The organism is Streptomyces inhibens (genome assembly GCF_022221585.1).
GTDB lineage: Bacteria > Actinomycetota > Actinomycetes > Streptomycetales > Streptomycetaceae > Streptomyces > Streptomyces inhibens.
Genome location: NZ_CP084681.1, coordinates 840881 through 866440, shown reverse-complemented (window position 1 = coordinate 866440; position 25560 = coordinate 840881). Strand labels below are relative to the sequence as shown.

The window sequence follows — 25560 nt, the reverse complement described above, 5'->3', positions numbered from 1 at the left end:
CGTAGCCGGTCGGCGCTGTGCGGCATCGCCCCCAGCAGCACATGCCGTACAGGCCCGGCCTCGGCGCCCGGCTCACACGGTCCTGCGCACGCGACCCCGACACTCGTGTGCGATCCGGGTGCTACATGCCCATTCCTGAGCAAGGCCCCCACAGGCGTTGCGCCTTTACCGCGTGACATTCGGCATAGCAAAATCTCGAAAACCAGGGGCAACTGCCCGGTTTGCTGAGATCTTCCCCCCTGCGATTAGCTGGCGCTCACAGTCGGCCAGCGGCAGATCTCTGGGGGCTACGGCTGCACAGCCTTACGATCAGCGCCTGCCGCACCGCGCACCCCCATACCGCGACGGCTCTCGTCTCCTTTCTTATTTCGTTTTTGATCCAGAAGAAGGCTTCATGAAGCTTCGTCGTGCCTTGGTGACGGTCGCCACAACCGCCGTACTGCCGTTCGCGCTCAGCGCGTGCTCCTCCGGCGGCGCCAGCAGTACATCGACGGACGAGTCCGGACCGTCAGCCCATCACACAGCGGGCGACCCGAACGCCGACCTGCTCAACGGCACCCGGCTGAAGTCCCTGCTCCTTCCGGTCGGGGTACTGCCCAAGGGCTACAAGGCCGACCCGCAGGCCACGCGCGACTCGGGGAAGGCCTTCGCACCCCCGTCGTCGAGCTCGGCTGTCGACTTGGCGGGCGCCTGCCCGAAGCTGGAGGCCAGTGCCTGGATCCAGACCAGCGGCATCGAGAGCGCCTCCTTCGCCCAAGGCGACTTCGCAAACGCCTCCCAGGAGGAGTTCAACCAGGAGATCGACAGTTTCCGAGGCGCGGACGCGCAAACGGTCATGACGCGCTTGGAGCAGGTGCTCAAGCACTGCGCTCACTTCAAGGACACCTCCAACGGCGCCACCGCTTCGGTGACGATCAAGACCACCAAGGTTCCGAAGGTGGGCGACCAGACCCTCAAGGCCGTACTCTCCGCGCCTGAGTGGGAGGGCGGCACCACGCTGGTGGCGACCCGGGTCGGGAAGGTCGTCATCACCACCTTCTACAACGTCCAGTCCAGTGATATGGGCGCCGCCGGCCTCGGTCTGACCAAGAAGATCGTGGCGCAGGTGCAGCAGGCGAAGTAGCCGGCCGGGCCGTTTCGTCCAGATGCGATCGCGTGGAAGTTCCGGACCGGATCGCAGTGGGTCCATCTGCCCGTGAAGTACGGCGGGAGGGGTGTTTACAACCCGCTGCCGATGTGGGCTGTCGACGACACCTGGGAGCGTGTGTTCACCGCGCTGATGGCCCGGGCTGACGCCGACGGCGACCTGAGCTGGTCGGTTTCGGTGGACTTCATATCGTGCGTGTGCACCAGTACGCGGCCGGGGCCCCGCAGAAAGGGGCCCCGGCTCGCGAACCGGCCTCGCACCAGGCCGGATGCGCTCCTGGTAGACAAGGCGCATTCGTCCCGCGCCATCCGCGAGCATTTGTACGAGCGCGCCATCCGGGCAGTCGTCCCCGTCCCGGCCGACCAGCGGGACCACCGCCTGCGGCGAGGCAGCCGTGGTCCTCAAGCGGCATTGCACCCGGAGGCTACTGACACGGTGTTTCGGTCGCCAGGCCGTCGAGATGGGTGGCGATGCGCTGTAGCAGGTCCATCAGGACCTGGAAGTCCTCATGTGAGAGACACTCCATCATCCGCACCCGTTCTGTTCCGGCTTGCTCGGAGACCCGCTGGTGCGTGCGCTTGCCCTCTTCGGTCAGTGCCAGGCCGTCGGCGTCGGTAACGCGCACCCAGTCGAGCTCGGCGAATCGCTCGACGTACGGGCGCATCGTCGGCTCCTCGCCGGACAGGAACGCCGCCATGGTTTCGTCGATTTCCGCGACCGTGATCGGGCCGTAGGAGATGGTGTTCAGCACCTGCCAACCTCGCCGGGTCAGACCGTCATCGGCGAACAGTCGGTCGAATCTCGTCTCAATGGCACCGTCGATGTACTTGAGCCAGTAGCCGAGCGGGCGCTGCTCGCGGACGTTGGGCAGTTGAGTTGTGCCGGTCATGGCGACCCCCCTGGTGCATGTATTTTTACAACAAATGTAATCTAGCATGTATGTCGAAGAGCGAACAGGACGAGGCGGTCGCCGCCGTCGAGCGGGCCATGGTGGCGATTCGCCGCAGCCAGACCCGTCGGTCGCTGGGGCGACTGACGCCACCCGATGAAGACGGGGCGATTGATCCCACGCTGTTCGGTGTGCTGGACGCCATCGAGGACCGCGGCCTGCCGTGCGGCGTCACGGATGTCGCCGCCGCCCTCGGCGTGGACCAGCCGAGGGCAAGTCGCTTGGTGCTCCGCGCCGTTGACCAGGGGCTGCTGGTCCGTCAGGCCGACCCGTCCGACGGGCGGCGCACATTGCTCACGCTGACCAGCGGCGGACGGGAGCAGCTGTCCCGCATGCACCAGCTTCGACAGGACGTCTTCGCTCGGGTGATGGCGGACTGGTCGGACGCCGACCGATCCGCGTTCGCCCGGCTCATCACCACGTTCGTGGCCTCGTTCGCCGAGGTGGTCTCCGGCGCCGACTAGGTTCTGCGGCGAGGGCGAGGTTGTGCATGGTTGCGATTGCTTGGACGGCGTGGTGGAGGCCGGCGCCCTTTTGGCGGCAGTCTCGGAGAATCTTGTAGTTCTTCATGCGGGCGAGGGTGTGCGCGACGCAGGTGCGTACGTGTCGTCGGGCTCGCCGGCCGGGGCCCCGTTTGCGGGCCCCGGCCGCGTGCCGGTCCGCGGGCGCGATGGTCGAGTCGACCGTGACCGCCCGGTCCAGGTGCTCGTCGGCGTGGGCCTGGGCAAGCGGCGCGGTGAAGATCCGTTCCCAGGTGCCGTTGACTGCCCAGTTCCGCAGCCGCGTGTACGTGCCCTTCCATGAGCCGTACTTCTCCGGACTTCTCCGGCGCGCGGACCGGGATGTGTCAGTCGATGTACGCACTGCGGTGTTCGCGGGTGCGGTGATTGATCCTGTCGATGGTGGCTGGACTCACCTAGGGGCATGTGCGGCAGGCGTGATCAGCCACGAGGCAGCCGGCGCCTGGGGTGCCGAGCAAGTGGGGGCGGGCTCGGGCGGACCGGCTGCCTGGTGATGACCATCGCGTGACTGCGCGCTTCACCAATGGCAGATCCGCCAACTCGATTGTGTTGCAGGGGAGTTGGAGTTGAGCTCCTGCTGCGCCGGGAAGCTGAGGGAGACCACGTCGAAGGGTATGTGCGGGGCGGTTGGCCGGGAGTGCCGGGTCCGGGCGTGGTACGCGACCCGGCGGTGGCCGCTGGTGCCATCGCCAAGGGCGCCTCGCCGGTGGTCCAGAGGTACGCCGTAGGAGGAACTCAATTGCGTTGTCCGAAAGCCGCTGACAGGGTCCTGACCATGCCTGTCTTCTCTGCGCCTGATGGAACCCGGCTCGCCTACCGTATGGAGGGAGACGGTGACGGTGACCCGGTCGTCTGCCTCCCGGGAGGCCCCGCGGACTCCACCTACCTCGGCAACCTCGGCGACCTGTCCACGCACCGCCCGCTGATCTGTCTGGACCTTCGTGGTACCGGCCGGTCCGCGTTTCCCGAAGACACCACCTCCTACCGCTGCGACCGCCTTGTCGACGATGTCGAGGCCCTGCGCGAACATCTCGGGCTTCCCCGGATGGACCTGCTCGCTCACTGCGCCGGTGCGAACGTCGCTGCCCAGTACGTGGCCCGGTATCCGGGAAACGTCAGCAAGCTGACTCTGATCACTCCCAGTACCAGGGCCGTCGGCATCACGATCACTGCGGAGACGCGACGCGAGACCGCGCAACTTCGGAAGAACGAGCCGTGGTTCCCGGCGGCGTTCGCCGCCTTGGAGGCGATCGTCGAGGGCAGGGGCAGCGACCTGGAGGCCATCGCTCCCTTCTTCTGCGGCCGGTGGGACGCCGCGGCACAAGCTCTTCATGCGACGAGCCGGCCGAGCAATGAGGAGGCGGTCAGTCTCTTCGGATCCGACGGCGCCTTCGATCCGGAAACCACGAGGGCGGCGCTCGCCGGCTACGAGGCTCCCGTCCTGCTGCTCGCCGGAGAGTTCGACCTGAACAGCCCCCCTCGGTCGACGGCCGAATTCGCCGGGCTCTTCCCGAACGCGGAACTCGTCGTTCAGCCCGGAGCAGGCCACTACCCGTGGCTCGACGACGCCGAGCGGTTCGTGGCGACCACCGCGGCATTCCTGGAGTAGGCGACCGCCCGGTCGTCCGACTCGTCAATCAATGCCCATCGTGCCTGACAGTGCGAAGGCTTTCCGACGAGCGGCTGTGGTTCAGCGTGCTCGGTACGAAGAGTTGAGACGGCGGGAGGCAACTGGCCGCAGAGGGTGCTGGGCCTTGACCGTTGTCACGAGGCTCAGTCCAGGAGCTGCGTGCGGAGTTGGGAGACCAGGGTTTCGTCGGCGCCGAGGTGCTGGAGGGCGTAGTCGTGCACGGAGCCATAGGTGGAGGTCAGGTCGGAAAGGAACAGCCGCATGACCTCCTCTGGCGCTCTGCCGTAGCCGGGCCACTTCAGAGTCCGGTCCGGGTGGGCCGCTTTCCAGTCCGCGATCAGCCGCTCGGTGGCCAGTTCGGTGAGTGCGAAGTCCGCGGCGATGGCGTCCTCGGCCACGCCCAGGAGCGAGAGAACCAGGCCGGCCAGCAGACCGGTGCGGTCCTTGCCCGAGGCGCAGTGGAAGACCTGCGGGGCGCTCTCGGACACGATGATCTCTAGTGCCTGACGGAGTTCCTCGGCGCCATCGAGAGCGACCTCCGCGTAGCGGTCGGCGAGGAAACGCCAGGGGTCCAGGTCAGGGTCGATCTCAGCCTGGTCGTAAGGGCGATGCTCCACGCTGAGGTTGGCGTAGGCGAGACCCTCGGCATCAGGCACACGGCCCTTGGTTTCGATCTCCCATGGGTAGCGCAGATCGATCACTGTGCGGATGCCCAGAGAAAGAAAACGGTCCCAGTCGGCGCCCTGGAGCTTGGAGAGCGAATCGGACCGGTACAGGCGACCCCAACGCACGGTACGGCCGTCCCGGGTGCGATAGCCGCCCAGGTCCCGAAAGTTGTGCAGGCGCTCGAAATCTATGTGTCGTCTCATCCGCCGCACCCTACGTCCCCGTGCCGGACGAGTTGTGCTGTTTCGTCATGGGGTGCCGCCGACCGAGGTGAAGCGCCGCCACGCGTGCCGGGCACCTGCCAGGCAGGAGTTCCCCAGTGCGTTGCGGGCCGGTGCGCCACCCCGCGCAGGCGCAGGGCCGGGACGACCCCCATCACGTTCACCGGCACCGACCGCGGGCCGGCTTCCCCGATCGCGTGCTCGGTGATGTCCCGCGTTGACCAGGAACGGTTGACCCGGAACGCCGGGTTGGGCAGTGCCGTGGCTGCGACCACTGCCCAACCCGGGGCTTGTCAGGCCTGCGGCACCAGCTCCGGGTGCTCGTGTTCACAGGCGTCGTCGAGTCCGTAGGTGTCCCATACGGGGAACGGGTCGTCGGTGAGCTGTTCCTGTTCCCCGTCGGTCAGGAGGCATGCGGTCAAGGCCGCTCGCAGAGCCTCGGTGCGCAACCCGGTGCCGATGAAGACCAGTTCCTGGCCCTGGCTGTCGCCGACACCGCGGGCACCGGAAGGCTCGAAGCGTGCGACGGCTCCGGCCTGGGACCACAATCCGGTGACGTGCGGGCGGCTGGCCAGCCAGAAGAAGCCTTTGGAGCGAAGGATCCGGCCGTAGGTGCCGCTGTCGAGTCCCTCGGTGACGAAGGTCCACAGCCGGCCGGGATGGAACGGCGCATCGGCACGGAAGACCGTGCTGGAGATGCCGTACTCCTCGGTCTCCGGTACGTGGTCGCCGTTCAGCTCCCGCACCCATCCCGGGGCCTGCTGGGCCCGTTCCAGGTCGAACAGCCCAGTGCCGAGGATGTCGGCGGAGTTCACCCGCCCGTGCCGCGCGCGCACGATGCGGGCGGCGGGGTTGAGGCGGGTGAGCGCGGCCTGAAGGCGGTCGGCGGTGTGTGCGTCGACGAGGTCGGTCTTGTTGAGGACGATGACGTCGGCGAATTCGATCTGGTCCATCAGCAGGTCGCTGACGGTGCGTTCGTCGTCCTCGTACTGGTCCAGTCCCCGCTCGGCCAGTCCGTCGCCCCCGTTCAGCTCCGGCAGGAAGTTGGCGGCATCGACGACGGTGACCATCGTGTCGAGCCTGGCGAGGTCGCCCAGCGTCGCTCCGTCGTCGCGCGGGAAGGCGAAGGTGGCCGCGACGGGCATCGGTTCCGAGATGCCGCTGGACTCGATGAGGAGATAGTCGAAGCGGCCTGCGCGGGCCAGCCGGTCGACCTCTTCGAGAAGGTCATCGCGCAGGGTGCAGCAGATACAGCCGTTGACCATCTCGACCAGGCGTTCCTCGGTACGCGAGAGGGCGGCCTGGCCGCCGCGTACCAGTGTCGCGTCGATGCTGATCTCGCTCATGTCATTGACGATGACCGCGACGCGCAGGCCCTCCCTGTTGCCCAGGACGTGATTGAGCAGGGTGGTCTTGCCGGCTCCGAGGAAACCGGACAGGACCGTGACGGGCAGTCGGTTGTGGTGGTGCGTCATGCCGTCTCAGCTCTCCGGGCGCAGCAGCCCGCGCTCGTACGCCTTGGCCAGCCGCTGCGGCACCAAGTACGGGGAGCCGTCGACGGTGATGGGTACGAGCTGGGGGGTGGTGGCCTTCCACTGGGCACGGCGGTGACGGGTATTGCTGCGGGACATTTTCCGCTTGGGCACGGCCATGGTGACCTCCTGTGTGACTGGGTGACGGAAGGAGGCTATATGAAAATGGATTCCATTCCCAAATTGCGGATGATGCCTTGGATGCCGACGCGCCACAGGCCGTTGCGACGGCCGAAGCGCCTGGTTGTGCGCGTGGCCGCGCACAACGGTTCCCGGCATCGGCCCGTCAGTGCGCGACGGTTGGGGCGGCCGCTTCCTGCGGGTGGGGGGTGTGGTCCCGGGCGAGGGCCGCGGACAAGGCGACCGGTGGGTGGCTGTGGGCGCGGGACCGGGCGGAGCGGCGTAGGGCGAGGTGCCAGACGGCCAGCAGGACGCCGGTCAGCAGCGCGCTGTGCCACAGCAGTGCGTCCAGGCGGCCCGCCGCGAGGTAGGCACCCGCGGCCACGGCCGCCAGTGCGCACACGGCGCGGTCGACGATGCTCTCGACGGAGAGCAGGGTGGCGCGTGGTGCGCCATGTGGAATGGCGTCGTTGACCAGCTTGCGCTGGAGCGGGTAGACGAAGCCGCAGACGGCGGCGAACAGGCAGAGCAGAGCGATGGCGGTCCATGGGCCGCCGAGGGCGAGACCCGCCAGCGTCCCGGCCATCGCGAGGCTGAGCAGAGTCACCCATGCCGCCGGCCGCAGCCGTGAGCTGAGCCACTGCGGGCGGGCCGAGGCCACCGCCTCCGCGACGGTCATGGCGGCCAGAATCGCGCCGTGCGAGCTCTCGCCGATGCCGTGGTCCAGCAGCACCGGCTGGAAGAGGTTGACCTGGCAGATGCGCGAGAGGGTGAAGACCGCGACGCCCTGCACCATGACCATGGCGAGCCACGGGGTGGCGCGCACCGTGCGCAGCGCCGCCGCGGCGTCGTGCAGGGCCGCGGTCCGGCGGCGCGGTCCGGCCGCGTGCGGGGAGGGGGCCTGGCCCGGCAGGACCAGGGCGCAGAGCAGGGATCCGCCGGCGCTGACGGCGCTCAGTACATACGGTGCGCCGTGCGCGAGGTCCATGAGCGGGCCGACCAGCGGCCAGCACAGTACCTTCGCGCCCAGGCCCCAGGCCCTCGCCTGTCCCTCGGCCTTGAGGTAGTGCTCGTCCGCGCCCTGGGCGCGCAGGCTGTCGTAGAGATAGGCGCTGGCGGCGCCGGAGGTCAGGGAACGGCCGGCGGCGATCGCCAGGAAGTGCACCAGGAAGCCGGTGTAGGTGGGAGCGAGGACGGGGGCCAGGTTCGCCGCGGTCATCACCACGGCGCCGGCGCGCAGGCAGTTGCGGGCCCCGATGTGGTCGGCCACCAGCCCGGTCGGAATCTCGAACAGGCAGAAGGCGACGTAGTAGATGCTCTGGATGCCGAAGATCTGTCCGTCGGAGAGGCCCGCCTGCCGCTGGTAGGCGTAGAAGACCGGCATCCACCACAGCAGGTTGAACAGCAGCTGGAAGCCGTTGTTCAGGCGGATGATCCGGCGGGCCCGCGGGGGCAGGGGCCGGGTCGCCGTCCGCGGTCCACCGGCGCTGCCCGGGCGGGCGCTGCGGCGGCTCATCGCGCGTAGGGGCGGATCTGGACCAGGTGGAACGCTCCCTGATCGGTCATCAGCCACTCGATGTCGAGCGGACGGTCCACGTCCGGTGCGCTGAAGTGCGACTGGAGCAGCCGGCCGGCCAGGGCCAGCTGCGCCAGCCTCTCCCGCGTGGCGGCAGGCAGGTCCGTGCCGGACGAACCGAGCGCGACGGTGCGGCCACCGCCCTCGACCGTGTTGTAGAGGTACTGCAGGGGCAGCGCCGTGCCGTCGACGACGGCCTCGGGCGATCCGGGCGAGCAGTTGAGGCAGACGTTGCGGAAGTCCGCGCGCTTGGTCGGATTGCAGGTCACCAGCACTCCGCCGAGGTCGGCCGGCACATACGGCTGGACGATCACGCCCATGTAGGTGTCGTCGAGGGAGATGCCCGCCTGTTGGCGGAGCCGGACGCTGCGCGGCGACAGCAGGGAGGCCCACACCCGGCGTACGGCGTCCAGGAGTTGGTCCGCGCCGTGCACGGAGGTGACCGAGTCGTAGACACCCGCCGCGGAGAATCCGGGCAGGTCCTCGGCGTTGGCGGACGAGCGGACCACGAGACGGCGTCCGGCGGCCGGTCCGGCGGGCAGTGCCCGGACGATTTCGCGGGTCACCTCGTCGGGGAAGGCAGCGGTGCGGACGAGCTGCTGCAGCCGCAGACAGAGCGGCTCCACCGCATCGAGGGCGCCGCGGTCGAGGGCCGCCTTGAGCCGGTCGATGCCCTGTCGCAGTGCCGGGGAGGAGGTCACGAAGCGGTGCTGCAGGCCGAACGGAAGGGCGATGCCGTCCGGCGCGCTGACGGTACCGGTCACGAAGTCGGCTGCCGCGGCCCGGAGTTGCCCGGGGGCCGCCGGGTGCGTGGTGCCGAGACGGGCGGCAAGATGGCGGTAGAGGTCGGGGCGGGGCGGTCGCGGCTGCCCGTGGAAGGCGGTGAGGTCGGCGGTGCGGGCGTCCAGGACGTGGTGGAGCTCCCCGAGGTTGGCCGCCTTGGTGCCGTAACGGTTCTGATCCGCGCGGCGCAGCCGGCGCAACGGCCGCGCAGAGATGTCGTCCAGCAGCGGAGTTTGCAGCCGGATCGGCTGCCGGCGCCGGGCCGGGGCGGCCGGCACCGCCGCCGGGGCGAGCGGGACGAGGCTGATGTCGTCCTCGGTGACCCGGTAGCGGACCCAGCCGCCGTCCAGGCTCTCGGCGTCGATGAGCCGGTCCAGGTCACGGACGATGGCGTTGGGGATGCCCCAGCCGGCGGCGAGGACGTTGGTGTGCGAGAGCGGGGTGGTCGCCGCGGTGTTGATGAAGCCCGCGACGCGCGGCACGTCATCCGGCAGGCACGGCATGGCCAGGATGTCGGACCCGCCGAGGGCGCCGGCCGCGGCCGCGTACTCCTCGGGGGTACGGAAGTGGCGGAGCCGGCCGGCGGCTTCTCCGGGGTTGAGCGGTGTGCGGGTGCGATGGCCGAAGAGCTCGTGGCTGAGGATCCGCGGCACCCGGACGTCGCTGATCGGGGCGAGGGCGTGCTCCTGACCGTGGTTCGCCGGTTTCAGCAGCAGCGGCAGCCGGCCGTCGAGCCGGTGGCGGACGTACGTGTAGAACTCCTCCAGCAACGCGCCGTCCATCGTGTCGGCCTCGGTCGTCTCCAGGACGAGGAAGGGCCGGCGGCGGCCCTCGGTGTCCTCGTCGGTGTGCAAGGAGAGCACCCCCAGCAGGAAGCGGCGGTCGGGGGCCATGTAGACGGAGGCGTTGAAGGCGTCCAGGCAGGAGTCCAGCTCCGCCGGTTCCATGCCGAGGACGCGGGTGGCGATGTAGTCGACGTGGAAGGGGTGGACGGCGGTGTCGAGCAGGTGCCAGGTGTCCTCGGCGCGGTCCACCACGACCTTGAGGTACGGGTGGCCGGCCAGGGAGCCGGACAGGCTCCGGAACAGCGGCAGGGCAAGGTGCTCGCCGACGGCCGTGCGGTCGGCGACGGGACGCGGAGCGGCGGCCGGCAGGACGGTGGTGGTGTTCATGAGCGGGCCTCCGTGGCGCCGGCGAGGGGCAGGATCTTCGGCAGGGCGTGCACCAGGGCCTGGAAGTCGCGGAGCACGGCCTCCGGGTCGGTGGCGGACAGTAGGCACAGCGCCGCCATCGTGTTGGCGCCCGCGGCCGGGTCGTACACCGGCACCGGCGTGCCGTCCGGGAGCGAGTTCTCGGCCACCACGGACAGCCGGCCGCCGTCGCTGACCGGCACCGTGTCCCGTACCGTCGGGAAATCCCAGACGCGGCGGTCCGGCCAGGCGTCACCGGCGGCATCGACGGCAAGGACGACGAGCGAGCCGGCCGCGCCGCGCGCCTCCTGGGAGGTGAGGGCCTGGGCGGGCCATACGACCGGACGCCCCAGCAGGTGGTCGACGAGCATGCCGATGAGGTCCAGGCCGAAGACCTCCTCGATCTGTGGAACGGTCATCGCGCCACCGAACCGTGCGGCGGTCTCGATCACCCACATCCGGCCGTCCGCACCGAGCTTGATCTCGGTGTGGGTACCGCAGTTCTCCAGGCCCAGCGCGTCGACGGCGTCGCGTGCGAGAGCCACGATGCGCCGCTGGGCGTCGTCCGGCAGTGCCGCGGGGGTGATGCCGGCGCGCTCGGTGAACGGCGCCACGGTCGGCATCCGGCCACTGAGGCACACCGGGCGGAACTCCCCGTCGGCGACGACGCCCTCGACGCTGACGTAGTCGCCCCAGCCACTCTGGTCGAACCAGCCGTCGGCGGTGCCCGGGACGATCTCCTCGACGAGGAAGTCCCCGCCGGCTCCGGCCACATGGAGTTCGGCGTAGCCCAGCTCCGCGGATTCGGCCATCACGGCGCCCGCCCGCTCCCAGGCCGCCGGTATCTCGTCGGCGGAGCGGATGATCTGGTGTGCGGTCGAGCCCGCGCTCCAGGCGGCCTTCAGCAAGAGGGGGAGCCGGAGCGTGGCGGCCGCGTCGCGGAGCTCCTGCTCGTCGGCCACCGGACGAAACCGCGGCTGGGAGATGCCCCGCTGCATCCAGGTGCGGCGCATCAGCCGCTTGTCGCGGGCGAGCGCACTGGAGCCGCCGGCCCCGGCAAGGCCGAGCTTCGCACAGGCCTCGGCGACCGCGACGACCGCGTACTCGGAGAACGTGACGACCGCGTCCGCGCCGACGGCCTCGGCCCGGGAGACGATCAAGGACACCAGGTCGTCCTGTTCGGACCCGGCGGGGCTCAGCACCGAGGCGCACAGCCGCTCGGCGGCCGGGGCGACGGTGGGCGGAAGCGTGCTGAGCGCCAGCAGGTGCACTGCCGACCGCGCGGCGACCCGTGACAGGGCATACCCCAAGGGCGGACCGCCCTTGGCATACACAAACAGCACCGTGCTCACTGGAATCCGACTCCTCTACAGGCGGGTGGGGGGCCGTACCTACCGGTGGACCGGGGCGGCCGACGACGCCCGGATCGCTGTCCGTTCGCCGTACCTCAAGCGAAGCAGCAGGGCGCCGCCCGATGCGCCACTGCGGGCCTCACGCACTCAGGCAAACGCCAGAGTTGTGGAGTTCGCAGTCAGCCGGTGAAGATTCCGTGATGCCGTATGGCGGCGGAGGAAGTGCGTCCGGCGGCCGGGGCGCATGCGTCCAAATCGGCCGAGAAGCGGGTATGCGCCCGGGTGGCGCGGGATACGCATGCCGGTGGCGCGGCATGCGCCGTCGTTGAACTCTTCACCACAGAGAGGCCGTCGTGGACGAGACCGGTCTGAAGTCGCTGCTCGAACACCTTCCGGTGTCCTGGTGGGAGGCCGACCGTGAACTGCGGGTGATCGACAGCGGGGGTGGCGCCTTCGGCGACACGGGGACCGCGCAGCGCTTCCTGGACACCGTGCGCCAGGAGCTGTCCGGCCCGCCTGCTGCCGGCCTCAGCCACTGGCAGGCGCAGTTCGACGGCCGGCTCTTCGAGGTGAACTGGCGTCTCGGCGCGCCGCGGCAGGGCCGCTCCCGCGGGCTCGCCGTGGAGCTGGGCACCGGCCCGGCCGCCACCCGTCGTTACGACGCCTTCGCCGATCTCGCCCCCGCCGCGGCCTTCATCCGGGACGCCGGCGGTCGCCACCTGTGGGCGAACCACGCCTACGCCCATCTGTACGGCACCACACCGGAGCACATCATCGGCAAACACGTCGAGGACGTCGACGCACCCGCCGACGCGGCGCGGGTCCTCGCCCTCGACAAGGACGTGCTCACCCGCGGGAAACCGGTGCGGCACACGCTCACCTACCACCGCCCGGACGGCAGCAGCGGGCAGGCGGCCGGCCATCGCTTCCCCGTGCAGGAGGGCAACCAGACCTGTGTGGCCGGCATCTACATCGACATCAGCGACTACACCCGCGCGCTCCATCAGCGCCGGGAGGCCGAGGAGAGCCTGTGCGCGCTGCGTGACCACAGCGGGCTGCCGTGCGCACTGATCTCCGCGGGCGGCAGGATCCAGCAGGCGAGCGCGGCGGCCGCCGAGCTGCTGCAGATCCGGCTGTCCGACCTGGTCGGCCGCCGGGCCGACACCGTGCTGGCGTCCGCCCCGGAATTACCCGGTCTGCGGCGCGGCTGGCACGATCTGATAGCCCGTCGCAGCCGGCGGATCCAGACCTCCGCCCTGCTCGTCGACGCCCACGGCCGGCAGCGCCGGGCCCGGCTGCACCTGACGACGGTGGGCCGGAGCGCGGCCCGGGCCACCAGCGTCTGGGCGGTCGTCACCCACCAGGGCATCGCCCACGAGTCCCACCCTGCCTTGACGGCCAGTCAGGAACGCATTCTGTCCCTGCTGGCGGCCGGCCGCAGCAACGCGGAGATCGCCACCTCGCTGCACCTCTCCCGGCAGACCGTCGACTACCACCTCAGCCGCCTCCGGGACCTCCTGGACGCCCCCAACAGGTGCGCGCTGGTCGCTCGCGCCTATGTCCTCGGCATCCTCGCCCCCCAGATCTGGCCCCCGCGCCCGGCGACCGCCGGACCGCCACGGAAAGCCACCTGACGGGCCCGGCCGCCCCGGGCCCGGTACTTCCACGCCATCGCATCGAAGCGGGCCGCCGCCGAGGGGCCGTTCCCGACGCCGCCGTTTAGTGACCGTTGATCTCCGGCGGGCAGGATCACCTTCGCAGGCGCGAACCAACGACCACGAGGGGAAAACCTATGGGTGTCCTGAACATCGGCCGGCTCGAATGCGTCAAGCAGGAGGACTGGAACGGTAAGGACGACATCTACATCACGATCAACGGGGGGAAGCCGGTCTACTCGACCCGGATCGGCGAGGACGGCAAGCGCGACATCAACAAGTCCTTCCGGTTCGAGGGCGACGTCGCCGTCGTCCGCATGTACGAGAGCGACAGCGCCGATGACGACGACCTCCTCGGCGAGCAGGTCCCCCTCGCCGGCTACGGCGAGATGAAGTTCCGCGAGGATGACGCCTACTACACGCTCTCCTACAAGCTCGAACCGTAGCCACGGGCAGGATCCAGCAGTCCGTACGTGACAAATCCGGGTTGTAGTGCCGGCCCGGCTTTGCCAGTGGGGGCGGCGGCCGCGAACGTGCCTCAGGTCGACACGATTCCTCTGGCTTACGTGACCGGCCTCTGCCCGAGGCGGCCCGGACGGTCCTGCCGTCGTGCGGTGGGACCGGCAGGGCTGCTTGGCGGGTCAAGGAGCCGCTCTGCCTTCGTGGTGCGCTGGTAGTACACACGGTTTCCCGCGCGGGTGCGCGTGACCAGCCCTGCCTGATGGAGCCGCGTGAGGTGGTAGGAGACCGTCGACGGGCTCATATGGTGCTGTTCGGCAAGTTCAGTGGTGGTGTGCGGCGAGTCCAGGTGCGTCAGCAAACCGAGACGAGTGTGGCCGATGACGTTTCCCCACGGTTGTTCCGCCCTGCCGCCCGGCCCGCCTCGACTGCCTGGCCTGCTCGGGCGGCGCGTCGGATAGATGATGCTGGTGCCGCGCTCATTCCAAGGGTCGACGCTGACCAGCCAGCCGGGAGCCAAAGGGGAAGGGAAGAGGGACAGTCGCCGTCCGCAGTCCACGTGGCTCACATCGGCCCCGCGCCCGCTGCCGACGCTCAGGGTGTTGTCGCGATAAGCGATCATTGGGTGCAAGGAATTGAGGGCGCCGCTCAGGCCCGTCCGGGCGATGGCGTGCGCCCGATCGTCGATGTCGGCTTCCGCCCGCGCAGCGATCGAACTCCACACAGGAGCGAGGCAATCGTTCCAGAACTGCTCCAGCTCGCAGGCGACTTTCTGCGCGAACTCCCGCTCTCCCCGCTCCAGGAATGTCCGGACCGTGGGCTCGGCCGAGGATGCCGGATTGTCCCGTGGGGACGACATGCGCAGCACTCTGTCCATCTGCCGGGCGACGAGATGGGTGGGCGTGGTGGCGACCCGGTGGAGCTCGCCCGCGAGGTCGGACCCTGGACTGTCGCTCTGCCCGGCCATGAAGCCGGGGGCGTAGCCGCGGATCTCACGGCGCAGGGCGGACAGCAGGTGCAGCCGCCGTTCCCGGAGGGTCTCCCTGACTTCTCGGCCCGTGAAGTTTTCATGGTGCGAGGCCGCCGGGTAGCGAGGGTGAATCACGGCCCCCACCTGCATCAAAGGCGATATGGCAAAGCAGGTTGCGGCCAGCGAGTCCGCGCTCAGGCGTAACTGAAGCATCGGCACTTCCCCCGTGTCATTCGAGTCTCCTCGAATCACCTGTACGTGTCCTCTGATTAGCACTTGAATCGTCTCTGTCGCAAGGCGAGGCCCCCTGAGACCACGGGGAAGGGGGCCGGGCTACCAGCCACGCCGCACCGACAGACCATGACCTCATGGGGAGATGACACAGATGAAGCGCAAACTCGTCCTCACGCTCACCGCCGCGTCGCTGAGTGCAGTGAGCCTGCTCGGCCTCGGAACGGCGACCGCCGGTGCCGCGCCTTCCACGAGTTCCGCACCGGCCGTGGCTTCCGCCGAATTCGGTGTGCAGGCCGGCAAGTTCTACGTCTACAAGGACGACAACTTCAAGAACGGGTACTACCCCTTCGCCCGGTCCGACGGGAACGTGGCGAACAACAAGTGGATCGGGGGCGACCACGCCCGCAGGACGATCAACAACGGCACGAGCTCGGTCAAGAACGACACGGACCGCTGGGCGGATCTGTACGCCGACGCCGACGATGGACACGGTTGCGGCGGCGCCAAGTATTCCAGCCGACCGCACAGCAAGGACTCCGACCTGACGAACAACGGCTTTGACAACAAGGCAAGTTGCGTCCGGTTCCGGTAGGAGCGCGTTCGGGGTGGGGCGCCGGGCTCCACCGGTGCCCCACCCCTGACTCATGACTGTCAGAGGGCTCACCATGTCATCCCGTTCCGCGCTTGCCGCCCTGGCTCTCCTTGTCCTGGCCACCGGGTGTTCGTCGGCGACAGCAGAGCCGTCGTCACGGAAGGAAGCGGATGTTCCCGTCGTCTCTTCCATCGGCAAGGAGGCGCGACGCCTGGTCCTGCCTTTCGACGCATACGCGATATCCACTCCTCAGATCCATACCATCGAGTCCGCCGAAGATCTCCTGATCCGTGACTGCATGCGTGAACATGGAAGGGGATGGAAGGCTCTGCCCCGGCCGAGCGGGGTCGACTGGGACCCGTCGAACCGGCGACGTTACGGACTCATCGAATCGGAAATCGCCGCCCGCTTCGGCTACCACCTGCCGCCGGCCCCGCAGGAGCTGACCCGCCGCGAAGCGGCATGGGACGCACGAAAGAAGCTGCCGGAACAGGAACAGTTGGCCGTCTTCGGCAAGAAGGGTGGGGGAGGGTGCTGGAAGCAGGCGCACGAAAGCCTGCTCCGAGGGATTCCGCAATCCGACCAGTCCCTGTTCAACCGGCGCATCGGTGAGGAATTCGACGCCTCCAGGCGCGACAGTGAGGTGGTACGCGTCGTCCGTAATTGGAGCGCGTGCATGAAGGAGAAGGGCTTCCGCTACTCCGCCCCGCTCACAGTCACCGGTGATGCCCGGTGGGGAAAGTCAACTCGACCCTCCCGACGGGAAATCACCGTGGCGCAGGCGGACATACGATGCAAGGAGAAAACCGATCTCGTCTCCGTCTGGGCCGGCGTGGAGACCCGGATGCAGAACGACGCCATTCGTAGCCACTCGAAGGAATTCCGGGTGCTGAAGGCCGAAAAGGACCAGTGGCTCAAGGCCGCCCGCCGGGTCCTCGAACGCGGATGAGCCATGGCCGTCACGCCGCGGGTGGCCTACGGGAACCTTTGCTGCGGCGTCGACCGGTTCACCGACATGAATGCGTCCTTGGGGCTGTCCCGCGATGGCTACGCAACATTGTGCTTGAGCAGGTGGCCAAGGATGCCGGGTACGCGCACGGCGTGCCCTATCACCACGACACACCATCGAGAAACGTAACGGAGAGCATCATGAAGGTCGGCATGATAGCAAGCCACTATCCGCGCCCTTCCCACCATGAGGAGTTCATCTCCCGCGTCCACCGGGTCGCCGAGGAATTTCGGCGGACACCGGGATGCCTGTCGGCCGACTACTGGGTGTCCGCCGACGGCGACGCGGTGATTTCGATTGTGCAATGGGAGTCCGAGGAAGCATCCGCCGCGTCGTTCGCCGCCGTCCAGGCGGCAGGATTTGCTTTGGACCTCGCCTATGACGAGCGTGAATCACGCCCGCGCGAGATTGTCCGACTCGTGGCGCCCTGACTCCACTTCCTCATTTCGACACGCGACCGCGACAGCTTTCGCACATCTGAAGCCGCCCACCGCAGAGACACGCTCGCCCGAACCGCCCATCGGGCGAGCGAGCTCAACTCCACCCGACCCTCACCTGCCGGGCTCGTGCGCGGCCGTTCTCACCCGTCGAGTGCCGCCGCCATGTGGTCGAGGTCGGTGAGGAGCTCGGCGAGACGTTGCTCCGGGACGGCGTCGGTCATGCGCTGGTCGATGGCGTAGACGGCGGAGCGTGCGGCCGCGAGGCGACGGTGGCCCTCCTCGGTGAGGTGGGCGGGCAGAGCGCGACCGCGGTCGGTGGTGGCCGGCCGGGTGATGAGGCCGGCGTCCTGCAGTCCGCGAAGGACGACGTTCATGGACTGCCGCGTGACGAAGGTGCCGCGCGCCAGCTCGGCGTTGGACAGGCCGGGGCGCTGGTCGAGGAGTTCGAGGCAGGCGTACTGCGGCACCGTCAGGCCGTACTCGCGCAGCGCTTTGTCCATCGCGCTGCGCAGCGCTGCGGCGGCGCGCTTGAGGCGGTATCCCAGGCGCGCGGTCACGTCGGCGGCCGGGGCCTGGCTGGAGGGAGTCCCATCGTGCATGTCAGGAGTTTGACATGTCAGAGCGGTGCCGTCTATCTTCCGTCATGTCAAAGTCCTGACATCAATCATGATCGAGGAGTACGCATGACTGTCACCGTCAGCGGGCCGGACTTCATCGCTCTGCAGGTGCGCGACGTCGAAGCGGCTGCCGCCTTCTTCGAGGGGCATCTCGGGCTGCGCCGAGCGCCTGCCTCGCCGCCCGGCGCCGTGGTGTTCGCCACCGAGCCGGTTCCGTTCGCCGTCCGCGAGCCGCTGCCGGGAGTGGATCTCGACGCCGTCGAGCGGCCCGGCCTCGGGGTCGCCCTGTGGTTCCGGACCACCGACGCGCAGGCTCTGCACGACAGGCTCCATTCCGCCGGGATCCCCATCGTCAAGGCGCCCGAAGACGGTCCGTTCGGCAGGATGTTCACGTTCGTCGGCCCTGAGGGCTACGCCATCACTACGCACGAAGGCTGACCATGACCGCCCTCGTCATCACCCCGCGCGGGCCGTTCTCACTTGCGGCGAGCATGCGGTTCCTGGAGGGCTTTACGCCCGCCGGGTACCGCGACGCCTCGGACGGCAGGGTGCTGCGCCTGGCCTTTCCCGCCGACGACGGCCACTCGACGGTGAGCGCGGAGGTGAGGCAGGCGGGGGGCTCAGAGGGCTCGGCGGGCTCCGTACAGGCGAATGCCACCGTGCACACCGGGGGCCTGGACAAGGACGGGATGGGTGCACCATCCGCGGAATCGAATGGTGTGAGTGCGGTGCGGGCGCAACTGGCCCGCATCCTCTCGCTCGACGTCGACGGCAGCGGGTTCCCACGGCTCGCCGAGAAGGATCCCGTCGTGGCCGAGCTCATCGCGGCGTACCCGGGGCTGCGACCGGTGTGCTTCTACTCGCCGTACGAGGCCGCGGCCTGGGCGGTCATCGGCCACCGCATCCGGATGGTCCAGGCCGCCGCGATCAAGGCCCGCATCGCCGAGCACCATGGACAGCACGTCGTTGTCGCCGGACAGTTCCTGCACGCGTTCCCCACCCCGCTGATCTTGCGCGGACTCAGCCGTGTTCCGGGCCTGCCCGAAGTGAAGGTCGAACGGCTGCGCCTCCTCGCCGACGCGGCTCTCGCCGGCGATCTGGACGCCGCCCGGCTGCGCGCGATGCCGGTGGAGGACGCCCTCACTCATCTGCGGACCCTGCCCGGCATCGGCCCCTTCTCCGCGGAGCTCATCCTCATCCGAGGTGCCGGACACCCCGACGTCTTCCCCCGCCATGAACGCCGGCTCCACGCATCGATGGCCGAGACCTACGACCTCGGCGATCCGGACGCCTCCGACGCGCGCCGGCTCGCCGGGATCAGCGACCACTGGGCGCCCTACCGCAGTTGGGTCGCGCTCCTGCTGCGCACCCGCCGCGAGGAGAAGGCCGGGCCAGCAGCCCGCGGTCGCTCGGTGCGGTAGTGCCCGTGGCGGTCACGTTTCCAGCTGCTGAACCGCGGTGTGCGGTGTGTGGTTCATGGGCCAGTGCCAGAACGCGTCGTGCGCGTTCCAGTAGCGGCTTGTCGACCATCTGCCCGTCGACCGTGGTGACCGAGTCACCGGCGTGGAGGACGGCACGTGCCCAGTGCAGTTCCTCTGCCGAGGGCGCGAAACCGTCGGCGACGGCGGGGAGTTGGGCCGGGTGGATGCAGAGCTTGCCCGTGAAGCCCAGGCGACGGGCGCGGGCGATGTCGGTGGTGAGTACGTCCGTGTCCCGTACGGCGGTGGTGACGCCGTCGATCGGTGGACAGATGCCCGCTGCGGCCGACGCGAGGACCAGCTTGGCGCGGGCGTACGCCAGGGCCGCGTGGTCGTCGTGGGCGACGCCGAGTTGACCGGCGAGGTCGACGTTGCCGAAGGCGGCTCGGGCGACGCCGGGCGTGGTGCACACCTCGTGGGCCCGCTCCATGCCGAGAGCCGTCTCGATGAGCAGGATGAGGTCGCACCGTCCCGCCGTGCGGGCGGCGAGGTCCGCGAGTACGGCCGGGTCTTCGGCCTCGGGCGCCATGACCGGGCAGCCGTGGTCGGCAGCCGCGCTGAGGTCGGCCTCGGACCAAGGGGTTCCGGGAGGGTTGATCCGTACGATCGCCTGGTTGCCGAGCGCGAGCCAGGCGACGGCGTTGTCGCGGGCGCGGTCCTTGTCCTCGGCCGCGACCGCGTCTTCGAGGTCGATGACGACCAGGTCGGCGCCGGAGGAGGCCGCCTTGTCGAAGCGGTCGGGCCGGTGTCCAGGCACGAACAGCAGGCTCCGGGCGGTGGCGATGCGGTCGCTGAGCATGGTCATGCGAAGGTCACCTCCGCCGTGGCGTGTTGCGCCTCCCGGTGGGTGGCGATGCGCAGCTCGGCGCGCCCGTCGGAGGGTTTGCCGCAGGCCACCAGGTGCTCGCCGGTGAACACCGGCCGCCGGAGCCGGTAGGACAGCGTGCGCACCTGCTGTACCGGGGCGTGGCGGCGGGCCAGTTCCAGCATGAGGAGGGCCAGCAGCGGGCCGTGGACGACGAGGCCCGGGTACCCCTCCTGGCCCTGGGCGTACGGGGTGTCGTAATGGATGCGATGGGCGTTCGCGGTGAGCGCGCTGAACCGGAACAGCAGGGCCGGGTCGGGGCGTAGCGGCAGCTGCCACGGGTCGTTGGCGTCAGGGAAGGCGGACTCGTCGAGCGTGATGGCGTTCTGTTGTCCGGTGCTGTGTCCTGACCGGTAGACGATGTCCTGTTCCTCGACGAGGCACGTCCGGCCGTGCTGCCGGAACTCACGGCGCTCGGTGACGAACAGCATTTCCCCGGTACGGCCGTGCTTGGCGACCACAGAACTCAGGCTGCTGATGCGCTCGGCCGGTTCGCCGAGGCGGAGCGGCTCGGTGATCTCGCAGCGTCCGCCGGCCCACATCCGCTGCCGGTGGGGGATGGGCGGCAGGAAGCGGCCGTGCAGCGGGTGGCCGTCGGTTCCGAGGTCCCGTTGCGCGGGCCAGTGCAGGAAGTAGAGCCAGTGCCACAGCGGGGGGAGCGGGTCACCGGACTTCGCGACGGCGTCGGGCAGGTTCAGGGTCGCGGACAGAGCTGCCACCGGGCCGGCGGGCAGGGGGTCTTCGTCCGTGACCGGTCCGGGAGTCCACGACTTCACGCAGGAGCTGAGCGGGGGCGGGGTGGGCTGCATCGTCCTTCTGTCCTTGAGGTCTTGCTGTCCTTGCGTGCGGCTGGGCTGTGGTCAGGTGAGCGGGGCGGCCGCAGCGGGGCGCATCGTGTGGGGTGCGGTCGTGCGGAGCCGGCCGCGGGCCCGGGCTGATCCGAAAGACACGCCCTAGTAGGGCTTTGTTAGGTGGTGTCGTAGGGCTGCCATGGGGTGGGTTGGTGGCAGGTGGGGCAGGTGCCTGTCCAGGTGGCCAGGAGGTGTTGGAGGAGGTCCAGGGCCTGGTAGAGGGTCAGGCCCTGGCAGGGGCTTTTGGGCTCCTCCGCGCTTCGGTCAGGAACAGGTGGGCGGCGGTGACGAGGGTGACGTGCCGGTGCCAGCCGGTGAACGAGCGTCCTTCGAAATGGTCGAGCCCGAGGGCGGTCTTCAGCTCGCGGTAGTCGTGCTCGATGCGCCACCGTAACTTCGCGATGCGGACGAGGTCGCGGGCGGGGATGTCGGCGGGCAGGTTGGAGACCCAGTACTTGACCGGTTCGTCCGCGCCCTCGGGCCACTGTGCGATCAGCCAGCTCAGCGGGATCGTGCCGTCAGCGGCGGGTTTGGGCCGACGCCCTGCAAGACGAACCCGCACCAGCACAAAGTGCGAGCTCATCGCGGCCTTGGAGCCCTTGCGCCAGGTCAGGGTCCGCCCCTGGCCTCGCCCTGCAGCCAGCACGTGTTCACGCAAGGACACCGGCCGGGTGCGGTAACGCGGCAGGGGCCTGGGCCCGAGGCCGCTGTAGGCAGGCTGGTGGGGTTCGGCAGCCTCACCATGGGCGGTCATCTCGGCCTTGGCCTGCAGGACGTAGGCCAGGCCGCGGTCTTCCAGGCCGCGGCGGAAGTCGGCGTTGGCGCCGTATCCGGTGTCCGCGACCAGCGCGGCGGGCCTCAGGCCGACGCCGGCAAGTTCATCGAGCATCGCCAGGGCGAGCTGCCACTTGGGACGGTGGTGTTCGTCGTCGGGAATGCGACAACGTCCCCTGCGGCCGTCCGCCTCGGGCGTGTCCCAGCTTTCGGGCAGGAAAAGCCGCCAGGACAGGGGACACGAGGCGGTGTCGGAAGCGGCATGGACACTGACGCCGATCTGGCAGTTGCCGACCTTGCCCAGCGTGCCGGAGTACTGTCGGGCCACACCGGGCGAGGAGATGCCGTCCTTGGGAAAACCGGTGTCGTCCACCACCCACACCTGCGGACGGACCACCCGCACGGCCCGCCACGCCAGCCGGGCTCGCACCGCATCGAAGGGCCAGGTGGAGGACGTAACGAACTGCTGGAGTTGCTGGTGGTCCACCCCGAGGCGCTCGGCCATCGGCTGCATCGACTTGCGTCGGCCGTCCAGCAACAGCCCCCTCAGATACAAGGCACCCTTCTCACGCTGATCCCGCCGCACCAGCGGCGCGAACACCTCCCCAGCAAACTCCTCCAACCGGCCCCGACACGCAGCAAGTTCACCAGACCTCATACAACCAGCGAACTACCAGACACCGACCGTGACAAGGCCACGTAACAAAGCCCTACTAGAAGGTGCTCAGGCCCAGCGCGGCGCGGAAAGAGTTCTTGTTGGCGACGCCGTCCCGCGGCGGCAGGGCGCGCGGTGGCTCGTCGGCGTTGATCAGCACCTGCGCGTACGTGGTCGCCGCGCGCGCCTGGATACGGGCGGCGAGGTCCTCGGCCTGGGCGGCACCGGTGATCCGTACGGCGTCACGGATGCCGAAGCCCTGGGCGACGGCGAGGAGGTCGGTGCCCAGACCGGTGTGGCTGGGCTGCATCCCGGTCTCGCCGAAGTGGGCGTTGTCCAGCACGACGACGGTGAGGTTGGCCGGCAGTACGGCGCCGATGGTGCCCAGCGTGCCGATGCCCATCAGGTGTTCGCCGTCGCCGGTGATCGCGACGACCGGGTGCTCCGGCTGGGCCAGGGCGAGGCCGAGGGCGAGCGGTGCGGCGGCGCCCATCGCGCCCCAGAGGTAGAAGTTGCCCGGGCGGTCGCCGGCCGCGAACACGTCGTAGCAGGGGGAGCCGAGCCCGGTCACCACCAGGGCGTCCTCGGGGAGGCGGGCGATCAGATCGGCGACGAAGCGGCGTCGGTCGATACGGGCCGGGGTGTCGACGGCGGTCATCGGTCGCGCTCCCACTTCTTGCGGCCGATCAGCTTCTGCCCGAGGAGCACGGCGACGCGTTCGCCCGCCTCGAACACCGAGTCCAGAGCCGCCTCGGCGGTCTCCTCGACGTCCTTCGGGTCGTCGGCCCGCAGGACGGTGATGCCCATGAGTTCCAGCGCCTGCTGGGTGGTACGGCCCATGGGCCCCTGCCAGGGGTTGAACTCGGCGTACTCGCCCCGCATCGTCACCAGCGTCAGGAAGGGAAACCGGCACATCTGCAGCAGGGAGAACATGTTGACGCAGTTGCCCACACCGCTGCTCTGCATCAGCAGCACCGCGCGCTGCCCGCCCAGCCAGGCGCCGCTGACGACGGCGACGCCCTCCTCCTCGGTGGTCAGCACCACGTCGTGGATCGAGGGGTCGCGCTGCGCCTCACGGATGGTGTGCGAATGGCCGGAGTCCGGGACGTAGGCGATCTGCTGGACGCCGCGCTTCTTCAACGCGGCGAAGATGTCCTCCTGCCAGGAGGGGGCCGGTGCGTGTGTCTGGCTCATCCGTGCGACTCCGCTGCTCGGTCGGCTCAAGGTGCCAATCATCATGAGCGCTGATGGATGAGGTTGAACAATAGAAAGGCGTGATACCCGCATGCGCTGCTCGTATGGTGGGCGGCTGCGGCCCTGCGACCTGCGGCCGACTACGGGCGGGCTACAACCGTTCGCCGAGGAACGCCCCGACCAGAGCGCCGGCCTCGGTACGGCATTCTTCGAAGTAGGCGTGCCGGGCGTCGGGGAACAGATGCGTCCGGGTGTGGGGGATACGGGCGGCGAGCAGCGGGACGTTGTCCGGTGGCGTGAGCCGGTCGTGCTCGCCGTGCAGGATCAGGGTGGGCGCGCCGATGAGGGGGAGTACGTCCCAGGCGTCGTGCTTGTTGCTGGCCACCAGGTGGCCGCGCCGGGCATGCGGCGGCATGTCGGGGTCGCCGAGGGTGGCGTACGGGCCGGGGTGGTCGATGAGCCAGGCGGGGGAGTACATCAGGTCGATCAGGGCCTGCCGTGCGGCCTTCGGATCGGCTTGGGCCAGGGCGCGACGCACCGAGGTGTCGCGCTCGACGGCGTGCGGGCCGCCGGGAGAGGTGCAGCCCAGCACGAGGCGCCGGACCCGGTCGGGGTGGCGGGCGGCGACCCATTGGGCGACCCGGCCGCCCATGGAGGTCCCGTAGACGTCGGCGCGCTCGACACCCAGGTGGTCGAGGACCGCGATGACATCCTCGGCGAACTGCTGTGTGGAGTAGGGGCCGTGGGGCTTGTCGCTGTCGCCGGTGCCGCGGTAGTCGAGGGTGATCGTGGAGTGCGTGGTGTGGAAGTCCTCGCGTATGCCGTCCCACCAGTGGTGGTTGTTCGCCTGTCCGGCCAGGAGGACGAGTGGATACCCGTCTCCCCGGCGCTGGTAGGCCAGTGCCGTGCCGTCCTGGGCATGGGCGAGGGGGTGGAGATGTTGGCCGGTGTCGGTCATGGGGGTTCCTGAGGGTTCCTTCGACGGGGTGTTCTTGGGTGCTTGGGCAGGCGCGCGTGAGGTCACTCGCCCTCGGTGAGAACGTCGGCTCCCTGTACCTGGGCGGAGGGCCATCTCCCCTGGGCCACCGACGAGTTGATCTGACGGACCAGCTCGCGAGCGACGACCTCCACGGCGGGAGGGGTGCGCCCGAACCTCGGTGTGCCGAGGATGATCGAGCGCCACACGTCGGGTTCGCACAGCGGCGCGGCACTCAGGGCGCCCTGCGCGACGTCCTCGGCGATGCCGACGCCGGGCAGGACGGTCCAGCCGTGGCCGGCCAACACGAGTTGCTTCTGCACCCGCATGGAGTTGGTCTGAACGGCGACGTTCATGTCGGCTCCGGCGCGCACCGCCGCGGCGTCGATCAGGCTGCGCAGCGCATGCCCGGACGCGGGCATGACGAGCGGGTGCGTCGCCGCCTCCGCGAACGGGACGGGACGATCGGCCCGAAGACCGGCCGACGGCGGCGCGACCACCCACAGATGCTCGCGTACCAGCGGCCGGGCGTTGAGCGACGGCGTGCTGTCCAGGTTGTAGAGCAGCGTCAGGTCCAGGTCCCCGTCATCGAGCCACTGCTGCAGATGCCCCGAGTAGGCGGTGATCAGACGCAGCTCGACGCCGGGGTGGCCGCGGGCGAGGGCTGTCACGAGCGGCTCCGCCAGCAGATCGCTGGTGCTCTCCAACAGTCCGACGGTGACGATGCCCGTCACCACACCGGGAGTGGGCTGCACCTCGGCGCGGGCCCGCTCCAGCTCGTTCAGCGCGCGCCGCGCCCGGTCCACCATGATCGCCCCGGCCTCGGTGGGCCGCATGCCCTGCCCGGTCCGTTCGAAAAGGGGGACGTCGAGTTCCTGCTCCAGGGTGCGGATCTGCCGGGTCACCGCGGGCTGTACCAGGTGCAGCAGCTCCGCGGCACGCGTGACGCTGCCGACCTCGGCCACCGTGACGATTGCCTTGAGCTGCTTGATGTCCAAGGAGCTTCCTTCCACCCCCCATCCGAAGCATGCATGGGGTCATTACGTATTGCTATTTCGCCAAGGCTGTCATGACCATTCATGATGGTACTCCCGACCCGGGACC

The 25560-nt window shown here is 69.4% G+C and carries 26 protein-coding genes; 10 read left to right on the top strand and 16 right to left on the bottom strand.

The genetic code is table 11. The features are described 5' to 3' along the window. The first annotated feature begins 394 nt into the window (after positions 1-394). Positions 395-1123 (top strand): hypothetical protein, encoded by a 729-nt coding sequence (locus tag KI385_RS04150; protein ID WP_238570865.1) that lies wholly within the window; start codon positions 395-397, stop codon positions 1121-1123. 448 nt (positions 1124-1571) lie between these two features. Here the strand turns inward: KI385_RS04150 and KI385_RS04145 are convergent, their stop codons facing one another. After that, positions 1572-2036, bottom strand: a complete 465-nt coding sequence (locus tag KI385_RS04145; protein WP_238570864.1) for a MarR family winged helix-turn-helix transcriptional regulator — start codon at positions 2034-2036, stop codon at positions 1572-1574. Positions 2037-2086: 50 nt separating this feature from the next. On the opposite strand from KI385_RS04145, the gene KI385_RS04140 reads away from it, so the two are divergent. Further along, a complete protein-coding gene (locus KI385_RS04140; RefSeq protein WP_238570863.1) occupies positions 2087-2560 on the top strand; it encodes a MarR family winged helix-turn-helix transcriptional regulator in 474 nt (157 codons plus the stop codon). Positions 2561-3392: 832 nt separating this feature from the next. Further along, positions 3393-4226 (top strand): alpha/beta fold hydrolase, encoded by an 834-nt coding sequence (locus tag KI385_RS04135; protein WP_238570862.1) that lies wholly within the window; start codon positions 3393-3395, stop codon positions 4224-4226. Between the two features lie 164 nt (positions 4227-4390). Here the strand turns inward: KI385_RS04135 and KI385_RS04130 are convergent, their stop codons facing one another. From KI385_RS04130 to KI385_RS04105, 6 genes are all read right to left on the bottom strand, one after another. Continuing rightward, positions 4391-5116, bottom strand: a complete 726-nt coding sequence (locus tag KI385_RS04130) for a tyrosine-protein phosphatase (RefSeq protein ID WP_238570861.1) — start codon at positions 5114-5116, stop codon at positions 4391-4393. Positions 5117-5427: 311 nt separating this feature from the next. Beyond that, positions 5428-6609 carry a GTP-binding protein gene (locus tag KI385_RS04125; RefSeq protein WP_238570860.1) on the bottom strand — a complete coding sequence of 394 codons (1182 nt, stop codon included), beginning with the start codon at positions 6607-6609 and terminating at the stop codon, positions 5428-5430. Positions 6610-6615: 6 nt separating this feature from the next. Beyond that, the gene (gene rpmF, locus KI385_RS04120) at positions 6616-6786 is read right to left on the bottom strand and encodes a 50S ribosomal protein L32 (RefSeq protein WP_238570859.1); all 171 of its coding nucleotides are present in this window, start codon (positions 6784-6786) and stop codon (positions 6616-6618) included. Positions 6787-6952: 166 nt separating this feature from the next. Beyond that, entirely contained in the window at positions 6953-8302 is a 1350-nt protein-coding gene (locus KI385_RS04115; protein ID WP_238570858.1) for an MFS transporter, read from the bottom strand. Continuing rightward, the gene (locus KI385_RS04110; protein ID WP_238570857.1) at positions 8299-10317 is read right to left on the bottom strand and encodes a PEP/pyruvate-binding domain-containing protein; all 2019 of its coding nucleotides are present in this window, start codon (positions 10315-10317) and stop codon (positions 8299-8301) included. Before KI385_RS04110 ends, KI385_RS04115 begins: the two co-directional genes overlap by 4 nt. Continuing rightward, positions 10314-11687, bottom strand: a complete 1374-nt coding sequence (locus KI385_RS04105) for an ATP-grasp domain-containing protein (RefSeq protein ID WP_238570856.1) — start codon at positions 11685-11687, stop codon at positions 10314-10316. Before KI385_RS04105 ends, KI385_RS04110 begins: the two co-directional genes overlap by 4 nt. A gap of 353 nt (positions 11688-12040) precedes the next feature. On the opposite strand from KI385_RS04105, the gene KI385_RS04100 reads away from it, so the two are divergent. Continuing rightward, positions 12041-13321 (top strand): helix-turn-helix transcriptional regulator, encoded by a 1281-nt coding sequence (locus KI385_RS04100; protein WP_238570855.1) that lies wholly within the window; start codon positions 12041-12043, stop codon positions 13319-13321. A 158-nt stretch (positions 13322-13479) separates the two neighbouring features. Then, positions 13480-13788 (top strand): hypothetical protein, encoded by a 309-nt coding sequence (locus KI385_RS04095; RefSeq protein WP_238570854.1) that lies wholly within the window; start codon positions 13480-13482, stop codon positions 13786-13788. A gap of 116 nt (positions 13789-13904) precedes the next feature. On the opposite strand, the gene KI385_RS04090 is transcribed toward KI385_RS04095, so the two are convergent. Then, entirely contained in the window at positions 13905-14984 is a 1080-nt protein-coding gene (locus KI385_RS04090; protein ID WP_238570853.1) for an ArsR/SmtB family transcription factor, read from the bottom strand. 163 nt (positions 14985-15147) lie between these two features. On the opposite strand from KI385_RS04090, the gene KI385_RS04085 reads away from it, so the two are divergent. From KI385_RS04085 to KI385_RS04075, 3 genes are all read left to right on the top strand, one after another. Next, on the top strand, positions 15148-15597 hold the full coding sequence (locus KI385_RS04085; RefSeq protein ID WP_238570852.1) for a hypothetical protein: 450 nt from the start codon (positions 15148-15150) through the stop codon (positions 15595-15597). A 73-nt stretch (positions 15598-15670) separates the two neighbouring features. Beyond that, on the top strand, positions 15671-16546 hold the full coding sequence (locus tag KI385_RS04080; RefSeq protein WP_238570851.1) for a hypothetical protein: 876 nt from the start codon (positions 15671-15673) through the stop codon (positions 16544-16546). A 122-nt stretch (positions 16547-16668) separates the two neighbouring features. Next, a complete protein-coding gene (locus KI385_RS04075; protein ID WP_238570850.1) occupies positions 16669-17037 on the top strand; it encodes an antibiotic biosynthesis monooxygenase in 369 nt (122 codons plus the stop codon). A 149-nt stretch (positions 17038-17186) separates the two neighbouring features. On the opposite strand, the gene KI385_RS04070 is transcribed toward KI385_RS04075, so the two are convergent. Beyond that, positions 17187-17645, bottom strand: a complete 459-nt coding sequence (locus KI385_RS04070; protein ID WP_238570849.1) for a MarR family winged helix-turn-helix transcriptional regulator — start codon at positions 17643-17645, stop codon at positions 17187-17189. A gap of 84 nt (positions 17646-17729) precedes the next feature. Here KI385_RS04070 and KI385_RS04065 point away from each other — a divergent pair, with 84 nt between their 5' ends. Both KI385_RS04065 and KI385_RS04060 read left to right on the top strand, forming a co-directional pair. Further along, positions 17730-18101, top strand: a complete 372-nt coding sequence (locus tag KI385_RS04065) for a VOC family protein (protein WP_128512405.1) — start codon at positions 17730-17732, stop codon at positions 18099-18101. A gap of 2 nt (positions 18102-18103) precedes the next feature. Further along, positions 18104-19084 carry a DNA-3-methyladenine glycosylase family protein gene (locus KI385_RS04060; RefSeq protein WP_238570848.1) on the top strand — a complete coding sequence of 327 codons (981 nt, stop codon included), beginning with the start codon at positions 18104-18106 and terminating at the stop codon, positions 19082-19084. Here the strand turns inward: KI385_RS04060 and KI385_RS04055 are convergent. The 7 genes from KI385_RS04055 to KI385_RS04025 all read right to left on the bottom strand — a co-directional run bounded on the left by KI385_RS04055 (position 18981) and on the right by KI385_RS04025 (position 25454). Next, positions 18981-19946: an HpcH/HpaI aldolase/citrate lyase family protein gene (locus KI385_RS04055; protein ID WP_238570847.1), complete on the bottom strand. Its 966-nt coding sequence runs from the start codon at positions 19944-19946 to the stop codon at positions 18981-18983. The genes KI385_RS04060 and KI385_RS04055 overlap by 104 nt on opposite strands. Then, entirely contained in the window at positions 19943-20815 is an 873-nt protein-coding gene (locus tag KI385_RS04050; protein ID WP_238570846.1) for an HTD2 family dehydratase, read from the bottom strand. Before KI385_RS04050 ends, KI385_RS04055 begins: the two co-directional genes overlap by 4 nt. Before the next feature lie 265 nt (positions 20816-21080). Continuing rightward, positions 21081-22289 carry an IS701 family transposase gene (locus KI385_RS04045; RefSeq protein WP_238570845.1) on the bottom strand — a complete coding sequence of 403 codons (1209 nt, stop codon included), beginning with the start codon at positions 22287-22289 and terminating at the stop codon, positions 21081-21083. Positions 22290-22344: 55 nt separating this feature from the next. Beyond that, positions 22345-22944, bottom strand: a complete 600-nt coding sequence (locus KI385_RS04040) for a thiamine pyrophosphate-dependent enzyme (RefSeq protein ID WP_238570844.1) — start codon at positions 22942-22944, stop codon at positions 22345-22347. Then, a complete protein-coding gene (locus tag KI385_RS04035) occupies positions 22941-23480 on the bottom strand; it encodes a thiamine pyrophosphate-binding protein (RefSeq protein ID WP_238570843.1) in 540 nt (179 codons plus the stop codon). The genes KI385_RS04040 and KI385_RS04035 overlap by 4 nt, the downstream gene beginning before the upstream one ends. A 151-nt stretch (positions 23481-23631) precedes the next feature. Beyond that, positions 23632-24438: an alpha/beta fold hydrolase gene (locus tag KI385_RS04030; protein WP_238570842.1), complete on the bottom strand. Its 807-nt coding sequence runs from the start codon at positions 24436-24438 to the stop codon at positions 23632-23634. Positions 24439-24500: 62 nt separating this feature from the next. Then, positions 24501-25454 carry a LysR family transcriptional regulator gene (locus KI385_RS04025; protein WP_238570841.1) on the bottom strand — a complete coding sequence of 318 codons (954 nt, stop codon included), beginning with the start codon at positions 25452-25454 and terminating at the stop codon, positions 24501-24503. Between the last annotated feature and the right edge of the window lie 106 nt (positions 25455-25560).